This window comes from Kribbella sp. NPDC058693 (assembly GCF_042715335.1).
Lineage (GTDB): Bacteria > Actinomycetota > Actinomycetes > Propionibacteriales > Kribbellaceae > Kribbella > Kribbella jiaozuonensis.
Genome location: NZ_JBHXSQ010000003.1, coordinates 247,689 through 265,737 on the forward strand (window position 1 = coordinate 247,689; position 18,049 = coordinate 265,737).

General features: G+C 68.5%; 14 protein-coding genes. 6 read left to right on the forward strand and 8 right to left on the reverse strand.

Annotated features, from left to right (window positions below):
* Positions 1 to 23 precede the first annotated feature (23 nt).
* A complete protein-coding gene (locus ACFWUU_RS19020) occupies positions 24 to 938 on the reverse strand; it encodes a phosphotransferase enzyme family protein (RefSeq protein WP_380177099.1) in 915 nt (304 codons plus the stop codon).
* Between the two features lie 181 nt (positions 939 to 1,119).
* On the opposite strand from ACFWUU_RS19020, the gene ACFWUU_RS19025 reads away from it, so the two are divergent.
* Positions 1,120 to 2,493, forward strand: coding sequence for a hypothetical protein (locus ACFWUU_RS19025; protein WP_170989855.1), 1,374 nt, complete (start codon positions 1,120 to 1,122; stop codon positions 2,491 to 2,493).
* A 1-nt stretch (position 2,494) separates the two neighbouring features.
* Here ACFWUU_RS19025 and ACFWUU_RS19030 read toward each other — a convergent pair whose 3' ends face one another.
* From ACFWUU_RS19030 to ACFWUU_RS19055, 6 genes are all read right to left on the reverse strand, one after another.
* A complete protein-coding gene (locus ACFWUU_RS19030) occupies positions 2,495 to 3,703 on the reverse strand; it encodes a cytochrome P450 (protein ID WP_380177100.1) in 1,209 nt (402 codons plus the stop codon).
* 18 nt (positions 3,704 to 3,721) lie between these two features.
* Entirely contained in the window at positions 3,722 to 4,465 is a 744-nt protein-coding gene (locus ACFWUU_RS19035) for a hypothetical protein (RefSeq protein ID WP_380177101.1), read from the reverse strand.
* On the reverse strand, positions 4,462 to 5,358 hold the full coding sequence (locus ACFWUU_RS19040) for a CPBP family intramembrane glutamic endopeptidase (RefSeq protein ID WP_380177102.1): 897 nt from the start codon (positions 5,356 to 5,358) through the stop codon (positions 4,462 to 4,464). The genes ACFWUU_RS19035 and ACFWUU_RS19040 overlap by 4 nt, the downstream gene beginning before the upstream one ends.
* Positions 5,359 to 5,454: 96 nt before the next feature.
* The gene (locus ACFWUU_RS19045; protein WP_380177103.1) at positions 5,455 to 6,099 is read right to left on the reverse strand and encodes a response regulator; all 645 of its coding nucleotides are present in this window, start codon (positions 6,097 to 6,099) and stop codon (positions 5,455 to 5,457) included.
* Positions 6,090 to 7,835, reverse strand: coding sequence for a sensor histidine kinase (locus ACFWUU_RS19050; protein WP_380177104.1), 1,746 nt, complete (start codon positions 7,833 to 7,835; stop codon positions 6,090 to 6,092). Before ACFWUU_RS19050 ends, ACFWUU_RS19045 begins: the two co-directional genes overlap by 10 nt.
* 93 nt (positions 7,836 to 7,928) lie before the next feature.
* Positions 7,929 to 9,161, reverse strand: a complete 1,233-nt coding sequence (locus tag ACFWUU_RS19055) for an aldose epimerase family protein (protein WP_380177105.1) — start codon at positions 9,159 to 9,161, stop codon at positions 7,929 to 7,931.
* Positions 9,162 to 9,351: 190 nt separating this feature from the next.
* On the opposite strand from ACFWUU_RS19055, the gene ACFWUU_RS19060 reads away from it, so the two are divergent.
* The 3 genes from ACFWUU_RS19060 (at position 9,352) to ACFWUU_RS19070 (ending at position 11,610) form a co-directional block, all read left to right on the forward strand.
* Entirely contained in the window at positions 9,352 to 9,951 is a 600-nt protein-coding gene (locus ACFWUU_RS19060) for a cysteine hydrolase family protein (protein ID WP_380177106.1), read from the forward strand.
* A gap of 4 nt (positions 9,952 to 9,955) precedes the next feature.
* Entirely contained in the window at positions 9,956 to 10,873 is a 918-nt protein-coding gene (locus tag ACFWUU_RS19065; protein ID WP_380177107.1) for a GlxA family transcriptional regulator, read from the forward strand.
* 68 nt (positions 10,874 to 10,941) lie between these two features.
* Positions 10,942 to 11,610, forward strand: coding sequence for a hypothetical protein (locus ACFWUU_RS19070; RefSeq protein ID WP_380177108.1), 669 nt, complete (start codon positions 10,942 to 10,944; stop codon positions 11,608 to 11,610).
* A gap of 60 nt (positions 11,611 to 11,670) precedes the next feature.
* Here the strand turns inward: ACFWUU_RS19070 and ACFWUU_RS19075 are convergent, their stop codons facing one another.
* Entirely contained in the window at positions 11,671 to 14,814 is a 3,144-nt protein-coding gene (locus tag ACFWUU_RS19075) for a glycoside hydrolase family 3 N-terminal domain-containing protein (protein WP_380177109.1), read from the reverse strand.
* A 253-nt stretch (positions 14,815 to 15,067) separates the two neighbouring features.
* On the opposite strand from ACFWUU_RS19075, the gene ACFWUU_RS19080 reads away from it, so the two are divergent.
* Together ACFWUU_RS19080 and ACFWUU_RS19085 are read left to right on the forward strand one after the other, a co-directional pair.
* Positions 15,068 to 16,909 (forward strand): S8 family serine peptidase, encoded by a 1,842-nt coding sequence (locus tag ACFWUU_RS19080; RefSeq protein ID WP_380177110.1) that lies wholly within the window; start codon positions 15,068 to 15,070, stop codon positions 16,907 to 16,909.
* 87 nt (positions 16,910 to 16,996) lie between these two features.
* On the forward strand, positions 16,997 to 17,959 hold the full coding sequence (locus ACFWUU_RS19085; protein ID WP_137256573.1) for an LLM class F420-dependent oxidoreductase: 963 nt from the start codon (positions 16,997 to 16,999) through the stop codon (positions 17,957 to 17,959).
* Positions 17,960 to 18,049: the final 90 nt, after the last annotated feature.

The window sequence follows — 18,049 nt, forward strand, 5'->3', positions numbered from 1 at the left end:
TTCCCTGGCACCTTGCTGTGAACTCAGAGCAGTACCGCGGCCGCCGCGCGCAGCCCGTCGAGCTCCGCCGCCGCCCACCCCTCACCCCGCGACTCCGTACCGCGGAACCGTGGCTTGTCGACGAGGTGGAAGCGCAGGTTGAAGATGCTCCCGACAACCTGCAGGTACGGGATCGCCGCTTCGTCCTCCGCGCTGATCCCGCCGTACCCGGCCTTGAACGCGTCCCAGTGCGGCGTCGTCGCGACGCCGGTGAAATCCGCGGCCAACGGACCGACCGCCGCGAGATCGAAATCGAGCAGCAGAAGTCCCTGCGCGGTCAACAAGACATTGTCCATCGTGACGTCGCCGTGGCAGGTTCCTGCCTTTGAGTACTGCGCGAGGTTGTTCCGTACAGCAGCCGCCAGCGACCGGAGCAGGTTTTCCTCCGAGTTATCCACAGCGAGAATCTGCTCGAGCGGTTCGTCGAGCCGGTGGACGACGTCGGCCGGCCGACGGAAGTACGGCGACGTGTAGTTGCCGGCGGCATTGTGGAATGCGGCGAGTTGCGCACCGAAGGCGGCGTACAACTCGTCGGTGAACGGCGGCTCCGGCTTGCGGCCCTCGACGTACGTCGAGAGGGTGAACGCGCGGGGTCCTTCCGGGGTCTCGAGCAGTCCGACGGTGTCTCCGTCGAGCAGCGGAACGACGGTCGGAGCGAGTACACCGGCCGACCGCAGATGTGCCGAAAGCCCTGTCTCCCAACGGATTTCGTCGGGATGGCGGCCGTCGTACCGGTAGAGCTTGAGGACGTACCGCGGACCGTCGCCATCCGTGAGCTCGTACACGTCGTTGACCAGCGAGCGGAGCAGGACGGCGCCGGTGAATTCGAGTCCGTAGCGTTCCGCGAGGTGTGCGGCGAGCGCGTCGGGGTCGGGGAGGGATCGCGCGGTCGGGACCATGGATGCGAGGATATGAGTCGTTTGAATGAGTCAGGTTGTGGGGAGGTTCGAGACGTTTCCGGATTCGCCTCCCCTTCCGGGGCCGGAAACCGGTAGCCTCGTGCAGCGCGCTATATGGGGGCCGCCGTTCCACCCACCCGACGAACTGCCGGAGAGCCCAAACCGGTCAGGAGTGCACGTCTTGCAGGAGAACACCAGCAGCACCAGTACTGGCGAACTGGTCAACGTACCCCTTACCGGTGCGGACAAGGTTGCCTACGCCTTTTACGCGACCGCGGCTGCCGCGGCGCTGGTCGGCCAGGTCTGGGCCGGCGTGACCCACATCCCCTGGCCGAGCGACGGCTTCTCGCCGTTGCTCAAGATCATCCTCGTCACGCCCGCGGTCGCGGTGCTCGAGCTCGGTGGCGTCGCTACCGCAGCGCTCGCAGACCTCCGCCGGCGCAAGGGCGAGCAGGCCTACGCCTATCGCGCGATGTCGTTCTTCGCGGCGCTCGTCGCGGTCGTGTTCAACGTGGTCGGCCACTGGCGGCCGGAGGAGCGCTTCCTCGCCTTCGGCTTCGGCGGCCTGTCCGCGTTCGCCTACGTGCTCTGGCTGATCCACAGCTCGGCCCGTCGCCGCGACGCACTGCGCCGCGCCGGGCAGATGCGTGAGACCGGCCCGGTGTACGGCGTCGTGCAGTGGGCCCGCGAGCCGCGGGTCACCTGGCTGGCGCGTTCGCTGGCGATCGAGCACGGCTACGGCCTGTACGAGAGCCTGCGGGCGGCCCAGCACCAGATCCGCAACCGGAGTCGTCGCGAGGCGATCGCCGGCACGGTCGCGGAGTACATCCGGTCCGAGCACCAGGACGAGCGGCTGGCGAAGATCGCCGAGACGACGTACGACCCCGACCGGCTGGCCGGGATGCTCGAGGAGCGGATCAACTACGAGGTCATCACCAGCAAGCTGACCAAGGCGATCTCGCCGCCGCCGGAGCCCGAGGAGGGTCCGGCCGTGCCGGCCGCTGTCTGGGTGCTCGAGGGCGGGCAGCCGCGACGAGTGGACAACAGCGGTGTGTCGCTGCGCGACGAGGACGCCTGGACCGGCGAGCTGATGGCGATCGTCGACCAGCCGCCGGAGGGCGACGAGTCGGTCGCCGAGGCGGTCGTGGTCGAGGACGCCGGCGAGCCGCAGCATGTCGTCAACGGCAGCACGAACGGTGCCTCCGGCAAGCTCAAGCCGTTCGCGCCGCAGCCGAAGGCCGAGCCGACGGTGGAGAAGCCCAAGCCGCCGTCGCCGTTCGCCGGGCCGACGGACCCGGAGCCGCCGGCCCTGATCACCACGCCGAAGGTCGAGCCGGTCGTCGTCAGCAAGCCGGTCGAGGAAGAACCGGCCGAGCCGACTGACCTGGAGAAGAAGCGCATGCGCGCGTGGAACATGCTGGCCGATTGGCCTGCGGGTCATGAGCGTTCGGCCAGGAACCTCGCCACCGCGGTCAACTGCAGCGAGCCGATGGCCGCACGCTTCATCGAGCAGTACGAGACCGAACACGGAGTCGTGTTCGCCTCGCAGAACTGAGTCATCCAGCTGCCGGTGGACCTCCCAGGTTCACCGGCAGTTCTGCGAGACCGCTCACCAGCACGCGACGCCACTCGAGCTCTTCGGCCGGCTTCGCGAGGCTCATCCGCGGGAACCGTCGTACCAGCGCCAGTAGCGACTCCTGCAGCTCGATCCGGGCCAGCTGTGCGCCGAGGCAGAAGTGCGGCCCGAAGCCGAACGACATGTGCTTGTTGTCCTGCCGATCCACCTGTAGCTCGTCCGGAGCGTCGTACGCCCGCGGATCCCGGTTGGCCGAGTTGAGCGCGGCCATCACACCCTCGCCGGCCTTGATCTGTACGCCGTGCAGCTCGAGATCCTCGACCGCGACCCGGAGCTGCCCGACCTCGCTGAACCGGTTGAACCGCAGCAGCTCCTCGATCGCCGTCGGAACCAGCTCAGGTTCCTCGACCAGCCGGGCCCAGTTCTCCGGCCAGCGCAGCAACGTGGCGACGCAGCTCGAGATCTGGTTCGCCGACGTCTCGTGACCGGCGACCAGCAGGTTCACCCCGAACGCGATCAGCTCTTCCTGGCTGAGCCGATCGCCCTCTTCGCGCGCCCGCACGAGTTCGTCGAGCAGGTCCTCGGCCGGCTGGTCCGTGTTCGCCAGCTTCTTCGTGACCAGGTCCTCGATGTACGCCGTGAGGTTGGTCATCGCGTCCTCGACCAGATCCTTCTCGGCCATCTTCATGCTGTAGCCGAGCTCGGTCCACTCCCGGAACTGCGCGCGATCCGCATACGGTACGCCGAGCAGCTGGCAGATCACCTGGATCGGCAACGGCAACGCCACCAGTTGCCGGATGTCCGCACCGTCCCCGGCGCGGGCGACGTCCTCGGCCAGCTGCGCCGACAGCTCCGCCACCCACGGCCGGGTCCGCTCGATCTTCCGGTGCGCGAACGTTGGCACCACCAACCTTCGCAGCCGGGTGTGCTCCGGCGGGTCGGTCGTGGTCAGGCTGTTCGGCATCGGTTTGGCCAGCGCGACCCGCGGCGCCCCCTGCTTCACCACGGCGGCCCGCGAGAACCGTGGATCCGCGAGCACGAGCTTCACGTCGTCGTACCGCGTCACCAGCCACACCTCAGCACCCGCCAGCGTCCGCACCCGGGCCACCGGCTCGTTCTCCCGGAGCTCCGCGAACGTCGGCGACGGATCGAACCGGAACGCATCCTCGAACGGAATCTGCAGCACCATGGCCTCACCCTAGGCAAGTTAGGTAACCCTTGCTTGTTGTCCCAGCGCGTCGCGCCGGGTTGCCACTGCCGCGACGATGACGGCGGTCCCGATGATCAGCAGTACGACGGCGCCGACGAGCGCGCCGACCGTGATGCCCTCGACGGCGGGCAGCGTGCCGCCGACGCTCAGGTCGACGGCGACGTTGCGCGAGCCGTCGGCGTTCATGATCACGACGGACCAATCGCCGCCACTGGTGTTCCACGTCAGCGTGCTGGGTCCCGTGCCGGTGGCGGAGGCGACCCAGAAGGACTGGGTGGCGGGAGCGGCGGACGGCTCGTCTCCGGCCCGGGATGTGGTGGAGAGCTTGAAGGGATCGACCTCGAAGTCCGCGGCCTCGTCGTGGCCGACACCGTTCAGGTACGCCGCGACGTCCGCCGCCGGACCGATGCCGACGAACACCGCCGTACCGGGTGTCTTCGACTCGAAGTCGATCCGGATGTCACCGAGGAAATCGTCGGTGTAGAGGGCGTCGGGTCCGGCGCCGCCGATGTCGAGCGACGGAGCCGACAGCGCGTACGACGTTGTGGTGAGGTGTTCCGGTCCCGCGGTGAAGTATCCGTTGCTGTCGCGCTGGTGCTGGGCCCACAGGCCGACGCCGCCGATGGCGAACAATATGACGCTGACCGTCGCGAACACGCCACCCACGACGACGAGCAGGGTGCGCCAGCCGCTCCAGGATCGACGTACTGGTGGTGCGGGGGCGAGCGGTGCGGTGGTCATGAGACACGCTCCGATGTCGGGGCGGAGGAGGTGGCGGCGGATGGGGCAGGGCGGGTCCAGAAGCGGCGACTGCCGATGAGCAAGGTGATGGCGACGGCGGACCAGACCACGACGTACAGCCAGGTCTCGCGGGACAGGTCGGGGCCGGCGGGCCAGAGGTCGCTGGTGTTGATGCTGCCTTCGGTGGCGTGGGCGATGAGCGTGATGAGCACGCTGCCCGCCGCGTGGTTGAACAGCCACCCGTACCAGAAGGTGACGGCGACCGTGGTCACGGCCTCGTAGGGCTGGAGCCCGTACGACGAGATCAGGAACAGCGGCAGATGCCAGCCGGCGATCGCGACGGCCATCAGCGCGGTCGCGGCGAGCGGCGTACGGGTCGTCTGGAGCTTCGACTGGGCGAACCCGCGGAAGCTCGGTTCCTCGCTGAACGGTCCACCCATCGGGTCGACCATGTTCATGCCGATGACGAGAGCGAGTCCGTACCACGGCGCGAACTGCCCGGAGTGGGGCGACGGTGCGCCCATCGCCTGGTTGATCCCGATCGTCACGAAGTGGACGGCGAGCGGTACCGCGATCGCGACGACGTACCAGACCCAGCGGACCCGCCAGCGGATCAGCCGGGCGCCGATGGCCCGGAGGCCGGCTAGGCCGTCGTTGACAAAGGCGATGACGAGTGCGGCGAGCAGCGCGCCCGGGGCGAAGAAACTGCCGAACGGGAGGGTCGCCCAGGTGAGTGCGTAGGCGAGGACGAAGAAGCTGATGACCGGGTGGTTGCGGACGAACGACATGACGGATCTCCTTGCGGACAGGTGGTTGCCGGGTGGTTCCGCGGCGCGGGCGGGCGGCAGGTTGCCGTCGTCGTCGGGCTGGTTCTGGATGATTCGGGTCTTCACAGCGCCTCCAGTGGTCTCCTTCGAGACTCGTGGAGGCAGACGTGTTCGGCAGACCGGGCAACCGGTGGAGATGGGGTTCGGGTTTCTGGTGTGCCGTCAGGCGCGCAGGTACAGCAGTACGGCGAGCACCCGGCGGGACTCGCTCCGCGTGGACGGGATGCCGAGCTTGGTGAAGATGCCGGAGACGTACTTCTCCGCGGCCCGCAACGTGACGACCAGGTCGTCGGCGATGCCCTGGTTGGAGGCACCGGTCGCCATCAGCTCCAGTACCTGACGTTCGCGCGGGGTCAGCACGGCCAGCGGATCGTCGCTGCGCCGCCGTTGCAGCAAGGTGGAGACGATCTTCGGATCGATGGCCGAGCCACCGGCGGCAACCCGTCGTACGGCGCCGGTGAAGTCCTCGACGTCGCTGATCCGGTCCTTCAGCAGGTAGCCGACGCCTTCGGCCGATTCGGACAGCAGCTGCATGGCCAGACCGAGTTCGAGGTACTGCGACAGCACGAGTACTCCGACTCCGGGTTGCCGCTCGCGGATCTGCAGCGCGGCGCGCATCCCTTCGTCGTTGTGGGTCGGTGGCAACCGGATGTCGAGGATCGCGACCTCCGGCGGGAAGCCGCGGACGTACTGGAGCAGGTCGTCGGCATTGTCGTACGCCGCGACCACGTCCAGGCCGGCCTCGCCGAGGATCCGGGTGAGCCCCTCGCGCAGCAGCACGCTGTCCTCGGCAATGGCTACGCGCATGGGATCTCCGCCTCGAGCCGGGTGCCGCCGCCGGCGGGACTCCAGATCCGGAGCCGCCCGCCGATCGCCTCGACCCGGTCGGCGAGACCGCGCAGACCCGACCCGCGTTCGGTGTCCGCTCCACCGACGCCGTCGTCGACCACCTCGACGACGAGCCGGCCGGCGGAACGGGTGACCTGGACGGACGCAGTACTCGCGTGGGCGTGCTTGGCGATGTTCGTGAGGCTCTCGCTGACCACGTAGTACGCCGCGACCTCGACGTGCTCGGGCAGCCTTCCTTCGGCAGTGACCTCGAGCGTCACCGGGACGGCGGCCTGTGCGATCAGGGACTCCAGCGCGACGGCGAGACCGTGCCCGGTCAGGACCGCGGGATGGATGCCGCGGGCAACATCACGGAGTTCGTCCAGCGAGGCGGTGACCTGCTGCTTGGCCTGCATCAGCCGCGCCTTGGTGTCGGCGTCGTCCGCGGACCGGCCGGCGATCAGCCCGATCTCCAGGGCCAGCGCGACCAGGCGCTGCTGGGCTCCGTCGTGCAGATTGCGTTCGAGCCGCTTCCGCTCCTGCTGCTCGGCATCGATGACCCGCGCGCGAGAACCTTGCAACTCGTGCAGCCGGGCGCGGAGTTCTGCCTGCAGGCGGCTGTTCTCCAAGGCGATTCCGGCCGCCGCGGCGACGGCGTCCAGCAACTCGTGCTCGTCCTCGAGCGACCGGTCGAACTCGAGGGCAACGACGGGCTCCTGGTCGCGATAGATCACCCGCGTCGCCCGTCCGTCGGATCCACCGGACAGCGTGACGGCATGTCCGTCCGAGTCCGCCCAGCTGCCGTACTTCGGTAGCCAGAAGGCAAGCGTCAACGAGGGGTCGTGCAGGGCTCGCGCCAGCGGCACGCGCAGGTCTCCGGCCGGGTCGGCGCGCAGGTCCATCAGCAGTGCGCCGACGTCGGTACGGGCGAGTCGGGCGTCGAGCAGCCCGAGCAGGAACACGACCGGCGCGAGCCCGAGTACGGCGAACGTCACGTGCCGGACCGTTTCGATCTGCGGCCAGCCACGCAGACCGCCGATGAACAGGACCGCGAGCATGATCAGCGCCAGTCCGAAGCTGTCCACGAGCAACGCCACCGGGCGTCGACGGACCGGACTCGCGGACGGTCGCCGTACCAGAAGAAGGGCGGCGCCGACGAGCAGCAGGACGCTCATCGTGATCAGCTGGACCTGCTCGATCCGGCCGGCCAGGTCCGGCCGCGTCGTGACGGTGAAGAGGCTGTCCGGGTTGATCCCGAGCAGGATCTTCGCGAGCTGCAGTGCGACGGCCGTCGCGTAGCCGGCGGCGACGACGATCTGGCGGCGGCGTCCGACCACCCGTCCGGTCGGATACGCGAGGAACACGTGAAGGAACATCGCTGCCGGAAGCAGGTCGAGCAGATGACCGATCGAGAGCAGTACGGGCACGGTCGACCACTGCAGCGCGGTCAGCGCCATGACGAATCCGGTGGCGATCATCAGCGGACCGAGCCGGCTCGCCGGTCGTCGCCACCAGGCGAGGGTGCCGCTTATCAGGTACGGGACGGTGATCCAGTTGAAGAGCAGTGCCTGCAGACCCGGCCGGACCAGCTCGTCTCCGGCCATCGCGAGCGCGACCGAGACGACCAGCGTGCCGAAACCGGCCACGACCGTCGCCCACAGCGCCCACGGCCCCGGTCCGCGGGCCGGTTCGATCGCCGGCGCCGCCCTCGCCACAACCCGTCACCCACCCTCTACCCGCCAGCGTGCGCCCGTTGGCCGGTGCAGGCAATGGCGAGGTGCAGGACGGCGTCCTGCACCTCGCTGGTCCTACTTGGTGCCGAAGCTGTAGATCGTCGTGCTCTTGTAGGTCTCGCCGGGGCGGAGGACCGTGGACGGGAAGTTGGGGTGGTTGGGGGAGTCGGGGAAGTGCTGGGTCTCGAAGGCGAAGGCGTCGCCCTGGCGGTAGGCCTTGTTGCCGATGCCGAGGAAGGTGCCGTCGAGGAAGTTGCCGCTGTAGAACTGGACGCCGGGCTGGTCGGTGTGGACCTCGATCGTGCGCCCGTGCTCGGGTTCGGTGAAGCGGCCCGCGAGGCGCAGGCCGTGGCTGTCCGGATGACCGGCGATGACGAAGTTGTGGTCGTAGCCGCGGCCGAAGATCAGCTGCTGGTGGTCGCCGCGGAGGCGGGCACCGATCGCGGTCGGCCGGTTGAAGTCGAACGGCGTACCGGCCACCGGGGCGATCTCGCCGGTCGGGATCAGGTTCACGTCGACCGGGGTGTACTTCGCGGCGTTCAGCTCGAGCACGTGGTCGTAGATGGTGCCGTTGCCCTCGCCGAGCAGGTTGAAGTACACGTGGTTGGTCAGGTTGACGATGGTCGGCTTGCCCGCGACGGTCGCGTGGTAGTCGATCCGGAGGTTGTCGCGCTTGTCCAGCGTGTACGTGACGGTGCTGGTGAGCTCACCGGGGAAGCCCATCTCGCCGTCCGGGCTGACGTAGGTGAACGCGACGCCGACGGCCTTGTCGGACCTGACGACCTTGGCCTTCCACACCTTCTTGTCGAAGCCGATCGAGCCGCCGTGCAGGGCGTTCTCGCCGTTGTTGATCGGGATCTGGTACGTCGTCCCGTCGAGCGTGAACCTGCCCTTGGCGATCCGGTTGCCGTAGCGGCCGATGGTGGCGCCGAAGTACGGGCTGAGCGCCGCGTAGTCCGGCAGGTTGTCGAAGCCGAGGCTGATGTTCGTGGTCCGGCCGCGGCGGTCCGGCGTCTCGACCCGCTGGATGGTCGCGCCCCAGGTGAGCATCGAGATCGTCACCCGGCCGTTGGTGAACGTGTACACGTCCACACCCTGGCCGTCCGGGGTGGTGCCGAACGGGTCCTTACGGATCTCGAGCTTGCCGTGGTGTTCGCCCATGGCGCTCAACTTATCCGTCGTACCAGCGGCTGACTTGGTCTGGGTACTGGCTTCCGCGGTGCTGGTGAGAGCGCCCGCGGCGGCGGCACCGAGGCCCAGTGCGCCGGCGGTCCGGAGGACCTGGCGGCGGGGCAGGTGATCGGGCATCGCAATCCCCTCAATCGTTGTAGAAGCAGACCTTGGCACGATAAGCACGCCAGACCGGTGTTTGGAACAGTTCGGATGGGTGTGAATTCGTCCGATCTCTTCACCCTGTTCGCGGTGATGACCAGATCGGTCCGGTCCGGGCCCCGATCGAGCCTTCTCTGCTCCGCCGTCCGCGGGCGATCATGTGCACATGAGCCGAACCGCACTGATCGTGATCGACGTCCAGGAGTCCTTCCGGACCCGCGCGAACTGGCAACTCGTGAACCACCCGGACATCGCCGACCGGGTGAACCGGCTGGTGCACGCGGCCCGGGACAAGGGCGACCTTGTCGTCTGGGTGCTGCACACCGAGCCCGGCACCGGCGGCCCGTTCGACCCGGCCAACGGCTACGTCCGGCTCATCGACGGTCTCGAACCGTTGCCCGGCGAGCCGATGATCAGCAAGACGTCCCACAACGCCTTCACCACAACGAATCTGCAGCAGTTGCTGACCCAGCACGGCGTCTCCGAGATCGTTGTCAGCGGCATCCGTACGGAGCAGTGCTGCGAGACGACCGCCCGGGTCGGGTCCGACCTCGGGTACGACGTCGTGTTCGTGACCGAGGCGACCGCGACGATGGCGCTGGCGCACTGGTCGATCCGCGAGGAGGCGTCGGTCGAGGAGATCCTCGCCGATCCCCGGACCCTGACGGCGGAGCAGGTCGCCGAGCGGACGGAGTACGTGTTGGCCGGCCGGTTCGCCACGATCCGGACACTCGACGAGCTCACCGCCGTACCCGTGACATCCTGACCGGATGCGTCCCACCCGGGTGGTCTTCGTGCTGGTGCCCAAGGTGCACCTGCTGGATCTCGCCGGGCCGGCGCAGGTGTTCACGACGGCGAACGACCTCGGGTACTCCTACGAGGTCAGTTACGTCGCCGAATCCGAAGAGGTCATGACCGCGCAGGGCGTGCCGTTACGCGCAGAGTTGGACTGGCCGGAGGTGGGACCCGGCGACCTGATCGTCGTGCCTGGATGGCGATCGCCACGGTTGTCGCCGGTCCCGCCGATCGGTCAGGGGACCCGCCGGCGCCTACGCGACCACCATGCGGGCGGCGGCACGGTCGCGAGTGTCTGCTCGGGCGCCGATGCGCTCGGCGCGAGCGGTCTGCTCGACGGCCGCCGGTTCACGACCCACCACGATCTGACGGACGAGCTGGCCGCCCGCTACCCGCGGGCTGCGATCGTCCGCGATGTGCTGTACGTCGAGGACGACCGCGTCATCACGTCCGCCGGCATTGCCAGCGGTATCGACCTCACCCTGCACCTGGTCGCGGTCGCCCACGGCGCGGAGGCGGCCGCCCGCGTCGCGCGCGAGATGGTCGTCTACGCCCGCCGCAACGGCGATGAACTGCAGGAGTCGGCCATGCTCCGCCACCGCGGTCATCTCAGCGATCTGGCCCACCGCGTCCAGGACGTCATCGACGCCCGGTACGCCGATCGCCTCCTGCTCTCCGATCTCGCCGGCCAGGTCGGCGTCAGCGAGCGCACGCTGACCCGCATCTTCACCACCGCGACCGGGCTCACCCCGCTCCGCTACCAGCAACTCCTCCGCCTGGAGCGCGCCGAACACCTCATCGGCCACGGGACCACGATCGAAACAGCCGCCCGCACCGTCGGCTTCGAGGACGCCCGGATGCTCCGCCGCCTGCGCAGCCGAACATCTGTCTAGACCGGAACCAACTTTTCCGCCGGACCCGTCGTCTACTCGTGCACAACCGACCAACGAGGGGACGAGAGATGAAGGTTGCTGGGGGCAAGCTGCGGGGGATGCTCGCGGCCGGTGCAGCGGTAGGCGCGATGGCCGCCGGGATCGGCGTGCTGGGGATGGGCGGCGCGGATGCCGCGACGTCGAGCACGACTGCGACCACGGCGTTGAGCCGTTCGCAGCTGCTGACCGTGGGCGAGGTGAAGAAGGTGGACGCGCGACGCAACTGGTTCCGGCAGGTTGACAGGGGAATCCTGCCACGGACGTACTGCGGTCCCGCGTCGACCGAGGGTAAGCACGTCTCGGCGCGGATGGCGCGCGGATTCACCGACGAGATGGACGCGTACGGCGCGCAGTACGTCAGCCAGTACGCGAACGCGGCGGCCGCGAAGGCGGCGTACAACTCGGTGATCGCGACGCTGAAGAGCTGCACGTACAGCAAGCCGGCGCCGACGCATGCGCGCAAGATCACCGAGAACCGGGTGGTGAAGGGCGCGTCCGGCGATCTCACCCAGGTGATCCGCTGGTACGACTACCCGAAGCCGAACGACCCGGGCAGCGAGGCCGGCGGCTTCCCGTACGCCGTGACGCTGAAGGGCCGCAACGTCTCGGTCCTCGCGTTCAGCGAGATGGGGCCGGGTGTGCCCGCGCCGAACTTCGACAAGCTGGCCCGCCAGGCGGCGGCGAAGGTGACCCGCTGACCCACGGGGACGGGGACGTGATGGCCGGGGCGGATGAGGGGTCACCGCCCCGGCCATCACTTACTGCGGGAGCTTGGACGCCGCGATCAGTTTGCTGACCGCGGTGCTGAGCTGCCCGCTGAGGAGGGCGTGGTCTGCGTCCGAGATGAGCTTGGACGCGGGTTCGTTCAGGTTCTGACCGATGTGGTTCTGGGCGATCCACCGGCCCACGCCGACAATTGCGTCGTCCTCGGCGAAGGTGTCGGCCTTGGTGCGCTCGAGGAGCTTGGCGGACTGTGCGGCTGCGGCCAGCGCGATGGTTGCCTGCGGCCCCGACCAGTCCTTGACGCCGAGCGCGATACTCGCCGCGACCCCGGCCGCTACCGCATACGCATCATGCTTGCGCAGCAGGCTGTTGCGTGCCTCGGTCAACGACTGTCGAGCCGCTGCCTGCGTCGTCAGACCCCAACCGAACGGGTACTGCGGGTCGTACGACGCGTCGCCGACGTTCAACGGCTGCTGGTCCTCGGTCCGCGGCCAGCTGACCGGCAGGCGACCGCTGAACGGAACCTTGCCGAACAGTACGTCGGCAACGCCCGCGCCCTCGGTGCCAGGCAGCCAGGAGGCGACCACGGCGTTGATCTTGCCGAGCTGGTCCGCGATCACCTGCGGGCGCCCGGACACGACCAGGACGACGCACTTCATCGCACCGCAGACCTTGTCCACCGCGGCCTTGTCCGCGGCCGTGAGCTGCAGGTCGTGACCATTGCCCACGTCACCGATTCCCTCGGCGTACGGGCGTTCGCCGACCACGACCACGCCGACGTCATGACCCTCGAGCGGAGCGGAGGCGTCCGCGCTGAACGTTGCCGTCGGCACCACCTGCTTTATCCCGTCGAGGATCGTCGTACCGGTTGTCGTCGCGCCCGAACCGCCCTGCCAGGTGATGCTCCAGCCGCCCATCTGGTTGCCCAGGTCGTTGGCGTTGCTACCGGCAACATAAACCTTCTGGCCGGCGTTCAACGGCAGGAGGTTGCCGTCGTTCTTCAGCAACACCTGGGATTCCGCCGCGGCCTGGCGGCCGACCGTGCGGTGGGCGGCCGATCCGATCGAGGCGATGTTGGAGGTATCGGCGTACGGGTGCTCGAACAGGCCGAGCTTGAACTTCTCGGTCAGGATGCGCCGTACGGCGTCGTCGATCCGGGTCATCGGGATCCGGCCGGCGGCGATCTCGTCGGTCAGGCCCTGGGTGAAGCCCTGGTAGTTCGTCGGCACCATGATCATGTCGAGGCCGGCGTTGATCGACGTACGGATGTCGCTCGCGTAGTCGCCCGGCAGCTGGTCGATCGCCTGCCAGTCGCTGATCACGAAGCCGTCGAAGCCCATCCGCTGCTTGAGCACGCCGTTGATCAGCTCGCCGTTCCCGTGCATCTTCACCGGCGGGGCGCCGTCGATCGACATACTCGAGTACGACGGCATCACGGTGCCGACGCCGAGATCCACCGCGGTCTTGAACGGTGCCAGGTGCAACGTCTCCAGCTGCTGCCGGGTGACCTGCGTGATGCCCTGATCGATCTTGTACGAGCCGGTCGTCGAGCTGCCGTACGTCGTACCGCCGTCACCGACGAAGTGCTTCGCCGTCGCCAGCACGTGGTTGTTCTGCTTGAGCTGACTGCCGTCGGCCTTGCCCTGCAGGCCGGTGATGACCGTCTCCATCGACTGCACGAGCGCGGGATCCTCACCGAATCCTTCGTACGCACGGCCCCAGCGGTCGTCGCGGACCACGCACAGGCACGGCGCGAAGTCCCACGGGATGCCGGTCGCGCGGACCTCGGTCGCGGTCACCTCACCGGCTTTCTGCGCCAGCGCCGGATCGCGGGTCGCGCCGATCGCGATGTTGTGCGGCAGGATCGTTGCCCCGACCACGTTGTTGTGGCCGTGAACCGCGTCGACCCCGTAGATCAAGGGGATCTGCAGCCGGGTCGCCTGCGCGTTCAGCTGGAAGTTGTCGATCATCGCGGCCCACGCGGCCGGGATGTTCGGGGTCGGGACCGAGCCGCCACCGGAGAGCAGCGAGCCGAGGTTGTACGACGCGATGTCCGTGCGAGAGCGCAATGCGTTGCGCTCGGCCTGGGTCATCTGGCCTACCTTCTCGGCCGTGGTCATGCGGGCGAGCAGGTCGTCGACGCGCTTCTTGATCGGGAGCTTCGGGTTCAGGTACGGGAGGTCGTGCGCGTTGATGACCACGACCGGGTTTGCAGGTGCCTTTGCGCCCGTGACCGTGAGCTCCAGCGGGATGGTCTCGGCGGGCTCGGCGGTGTGGTCCTTCTTGGTTGTCACCGCGACGGTCTGGCTGGTGCCGGACGCCGTACCGGCCGGGAAGGTGATCGTGCCGGCGACGGGTGTGTAGTCGGCGGCTGAGGCGCTGCCGGTGCCGGTCTTGTAGTCGACGGTGACCGGTGCTTCGAGCGGCGAGCTGTCGGTGGTGGCGACGGACACCTTCACCTGCGCGGTGGCGCCCTCCTTGACCGGGTAGACGCCGGCGTCGGTGACGACGCTCGCCTTCAGCGCCGGGTCGGCCTTGCCGTACACCTCGACCTGGTCGATCGCGAACTCGCCGGGCGAGCCGACCGGCATCGTGAACGCGTAGCCCCACATGTGGGTCAGGTTCAGGATCTGGTCGATGCCGCCGACCGGTTGGTAGTCGCCGCGGTACTGCAGTTCGCTGAACGGGATCTCGACCTGGTGCCAGCCCTGCCAGTCGTCGGTGAAGCTGGTGTTCCACAGCTCGGAGGCCTCGGCGTTCGCGCCGCCGTCCTTGATCTCGAAGAAGATCCGCTTGCCGGAGCCGGGCGGGAGCGGTGCGGTGTTCTGCCCGTACCACCAGAACCGGATGCCCTTGTACGCCGACCAGTCGGCCGGGTTCACGTCGTACGTGATGTCGTGGCTGAAGCCGCCGTACCCGCTGATGTTGTAGGTCCCGTGCAGGACCTTCTCACCGGCGGGGGCGTCCGCGCGGGTCTGGAGCTCCATCGTCGGCGGGTCGTCGGCATCGCTGCCCCAGGTGAAGATGCCCGCGTTCGGCGGGTAGGCGAACGGCTCGCCCCCTTCGAACGCCGCCAACGTGATCGGCGTCGGATCATCGGCCACCGCCGGGCTGGACACCAGCAGCCCCGCGACCAGTGCCGCCGCCGCCACTACAGCAATCCGCCGCAAACCACGCATGGCCGCTCCCCACCTCAGCGCGAGCCTCACACCCGCGTTCGGCCCGACTCTCAGCCCTCCCACCCCACCGGTCAATACCTCACCGGTTCCGAAACTAGAGCGCTCTCACGCTCCACGCGTGGCAGTCGCGAACAACTGCTCGAATCTGTCGATGAGAGTTCTCCCTTGCGTCCGTTCGGGTGGGACGTGAAGTCTGGACAGTTGGTTGGTGGGTGGGTGACTGTGGTCCCGGCGACGAGGGGGAGGGGACTCCATGAAGCTCCGGTACGTGCTGAGCAGCGTGGCGCTGATCGTTCCGATGGCTGTGGTTGCGGTGGTGTCTCCCGCGACGGCGGCGTCATCACAGGAACCGGCGGCCTCGGCCAAGATTCCGACGATGCTGCGGCAGAGTGCGGCGCTCGCCAAGGCCGGCGCGTCGGCCAAGGCGAAGGCCGCCGGCCCACAGGCTCGCGCGCTCGGCGTGACGGACGGCGGCCGGATCGGCGTGCAGGTGTACGCCGCGGCGCCGGTGACCGCGGCGCAGGAAGGCGACCTGTCCAGGCTCGGAGTCTCGGTGCTGAAGAACTCGGCCGACTTCAAGGCTGTACCGGGTGCGGACCTGCCGAACACCGGACTCGTCTCCGCCTCGGTGCCGTACGACAAGCTCGACGCGCTCGCCGGCCTCGGCTGGGTGACCGCCCTGCGCCCGTCGCTCCGTCCGGCCGTCGACGCCGGCCCGATCACCGCCGAAGGAGTCCAGCTCCACAAGGCCGACAAGGCCCAGGCGCGCGGGCTGACCGGACGCGGGCAGAAGGTCGGAGCGATCTCCGGCGATGTCGACCACCTGGCCGACGCCGTCGCCGCGGGTGAGTTGCCGCCGGACGTGCAGGTGCTGCAGCAAGCCGCCTCGTACGAGGATGACGAAGGCACCGCGATGCTGGAGATCATCCACGACATGGCGCCGGGCGCGAAGCTGGCCTATGCCAGTACGCAGGACACGACAGCGCAGTACGTCGAGGCGTTCCACACGCTGGCCAACGCGGGCGTCACGATGATCGCCGAAGACATCGCGCTCGACGACGAGCCGGCGTTCCAGCAGGGCATCGGCGCCGCGACCGCGGAGAGCCTGGCCAAGCACGGGATCTGGATCAGCTCCTCGGCCGGCAACCTCGGCAACCGGCACGCGCCGCGGGTGACCGCGGTCGGCACCGGCAAGGGCCCCGACGGAGTCATCGGACCGTTCAACGGCTGCCCGAACGCCCCCGACAACGTGGTGAAGCTCCGCGGCGCGGACACGTCGTACGACCTCAACCTGCTGCCCGGCGCCGCGTTCATGCCGACGCTGCAGTGGAGCGAGCCCCGTGCGGTCTACCCGACCGCCGGTCAGGGTGGATTCACCGACCTCAACCTGTATCTGATGGACGCCTCCGGTACGACGTGCCTCGCGGCCAGCAACGCGGTCCAGGCGAACGGGGTCGGCGACACCATCGAGCAGTTCATCTACGAGAACACGACCGGCGTGGCGCAGCCCGTCAAGCTCGTCGTCGACGTCCAGGGCACCTCGACCGCCCGCAAGGCGCCGATCCTCGATCTGCGCTGGCGTGCACTGTCGGCCGGCGTACAGACGATCGACCCGCCGGAGCGGGCCGGCTCGATGAACCCGGACTCGAACTACCTGGGCTTCGCGACCAGCGCCGGTGCGGTGAACGCCAGCCTGTCGGTCGACCCGAAGACCATCGCGCTCGAGCCGTACAGCGCGGCCGGCCCGACCCAGATCGTCACCACCACGCGCTGCCCGGGCGGGAAGCCGGGTCCGTGCAAGGGCGTCCCCGGTTCGTCGCGGAGCTTCCCGGCGCCGTACTGGGCGGCCGCTGACGGTGTCTCGGTCAGTGGAGCCGGCGGCTTCGGATCGGGCACCTGTCCGACCAATGTGCAAGGTGCTTGCCGGTTCTTCGGTACGTCGGCGGCTGCGCCGACTGCTGCCGGTGTGGCAGCGCTGACCCGGCAGGAGTTCGGTGGCCGGCTGGCGCCGATCGCGCTGAACGCGATCCTCGCTGCCCGGGCGGTGCACCGCACCGACTCCGGAATCGGAGCGGGCGTCCTGAGCGCGAGGTGAATTAAGAAGCTGTAGTGGTCCGATTGAGTGCAAATTCAGTACTCGTATTCATGGACCGATGCCGCCATCCCCAGAAAGGATGGCGGCATGACTACACGTTTCGGGGTATTCGTCCCGCAGGGCTGGAAGATGGATCTGGCCCAGATCGCCGATCCGATCGAGCAGTGGGAGGCGATGACCGACGTCGCCAAGCGCGCCGACGAGCAGTCCTGGGACTCGATCTGGCTGTTCGACCACTTCCACACGGTGCCCGAGCCGAGTGACAACACCACGTTCGAGTGCTGGAGCGCGACCGCGGCGCTGGCCCGTGACACCAAGCGGGTGAACATCGGCCAGATGGTCGGCTGCAACGGCTACCGCAACCCGGCGCTCTACGCGAAGATCGCCTCCACCGTCGACGTCGCCAGCCACGGCCGCCTGTACGCCGGTATCGGCGCCGGCTGGTACGAGCACGAGTGGAAGGCGTACGGCTACGAGTGGACCGACATCCCGCAGCGGATGGCCGCGTTCCGCGAGGCGACCGAGATCATCTACAAGATGTGGACCGAGGACAAGCCGGTCTACAACGGCAAGTACTACTCGGTCGACGCGCCGATCAACGAGCCGAAGGGTGTCCGCAAGCCGCACCCGAGCTTCTGGATCGGCGGCGGCGGCCCGAAGGTCACGCTGAAGCTGGTCGCGCAGTACGGCGACGCCGCGAACATCGGCGGCGGCAACCCCGAGGTGATCAAGGAGAAGTGCGACATCCTCCGGGAGCACTGCCGCAAGATCGGTCGCGACTACGACGAGATCATCAAGTCGACCGGGCTCAACGTGTTCCCGATCGACAAGGGCGACGACCCGCAGAAGGCGACCGAGAAGGCGCTCGGCCCGATGAACCGGGAGAAGTTCGACCGGGACAACCTGATCACCACCGAGGACGAGATCGCGAACAAGGTCGAGGCCTCGCTCGAGGCCGGCGCCGACTACGTGATCTTCTACATCCCCGGCGTGGCGTACGACCTGGATCTGCTGGAGCGCGTCGAGAACGTGGCGAAGCGGTTCGCCTGACCGGTACCGGTCATGGCGGGTGTACGTCAGACGGACCGGTGGACCGGGGCCGAAGGCAACTGACAGGCTCCCGATGATGGCCTCGCGTGG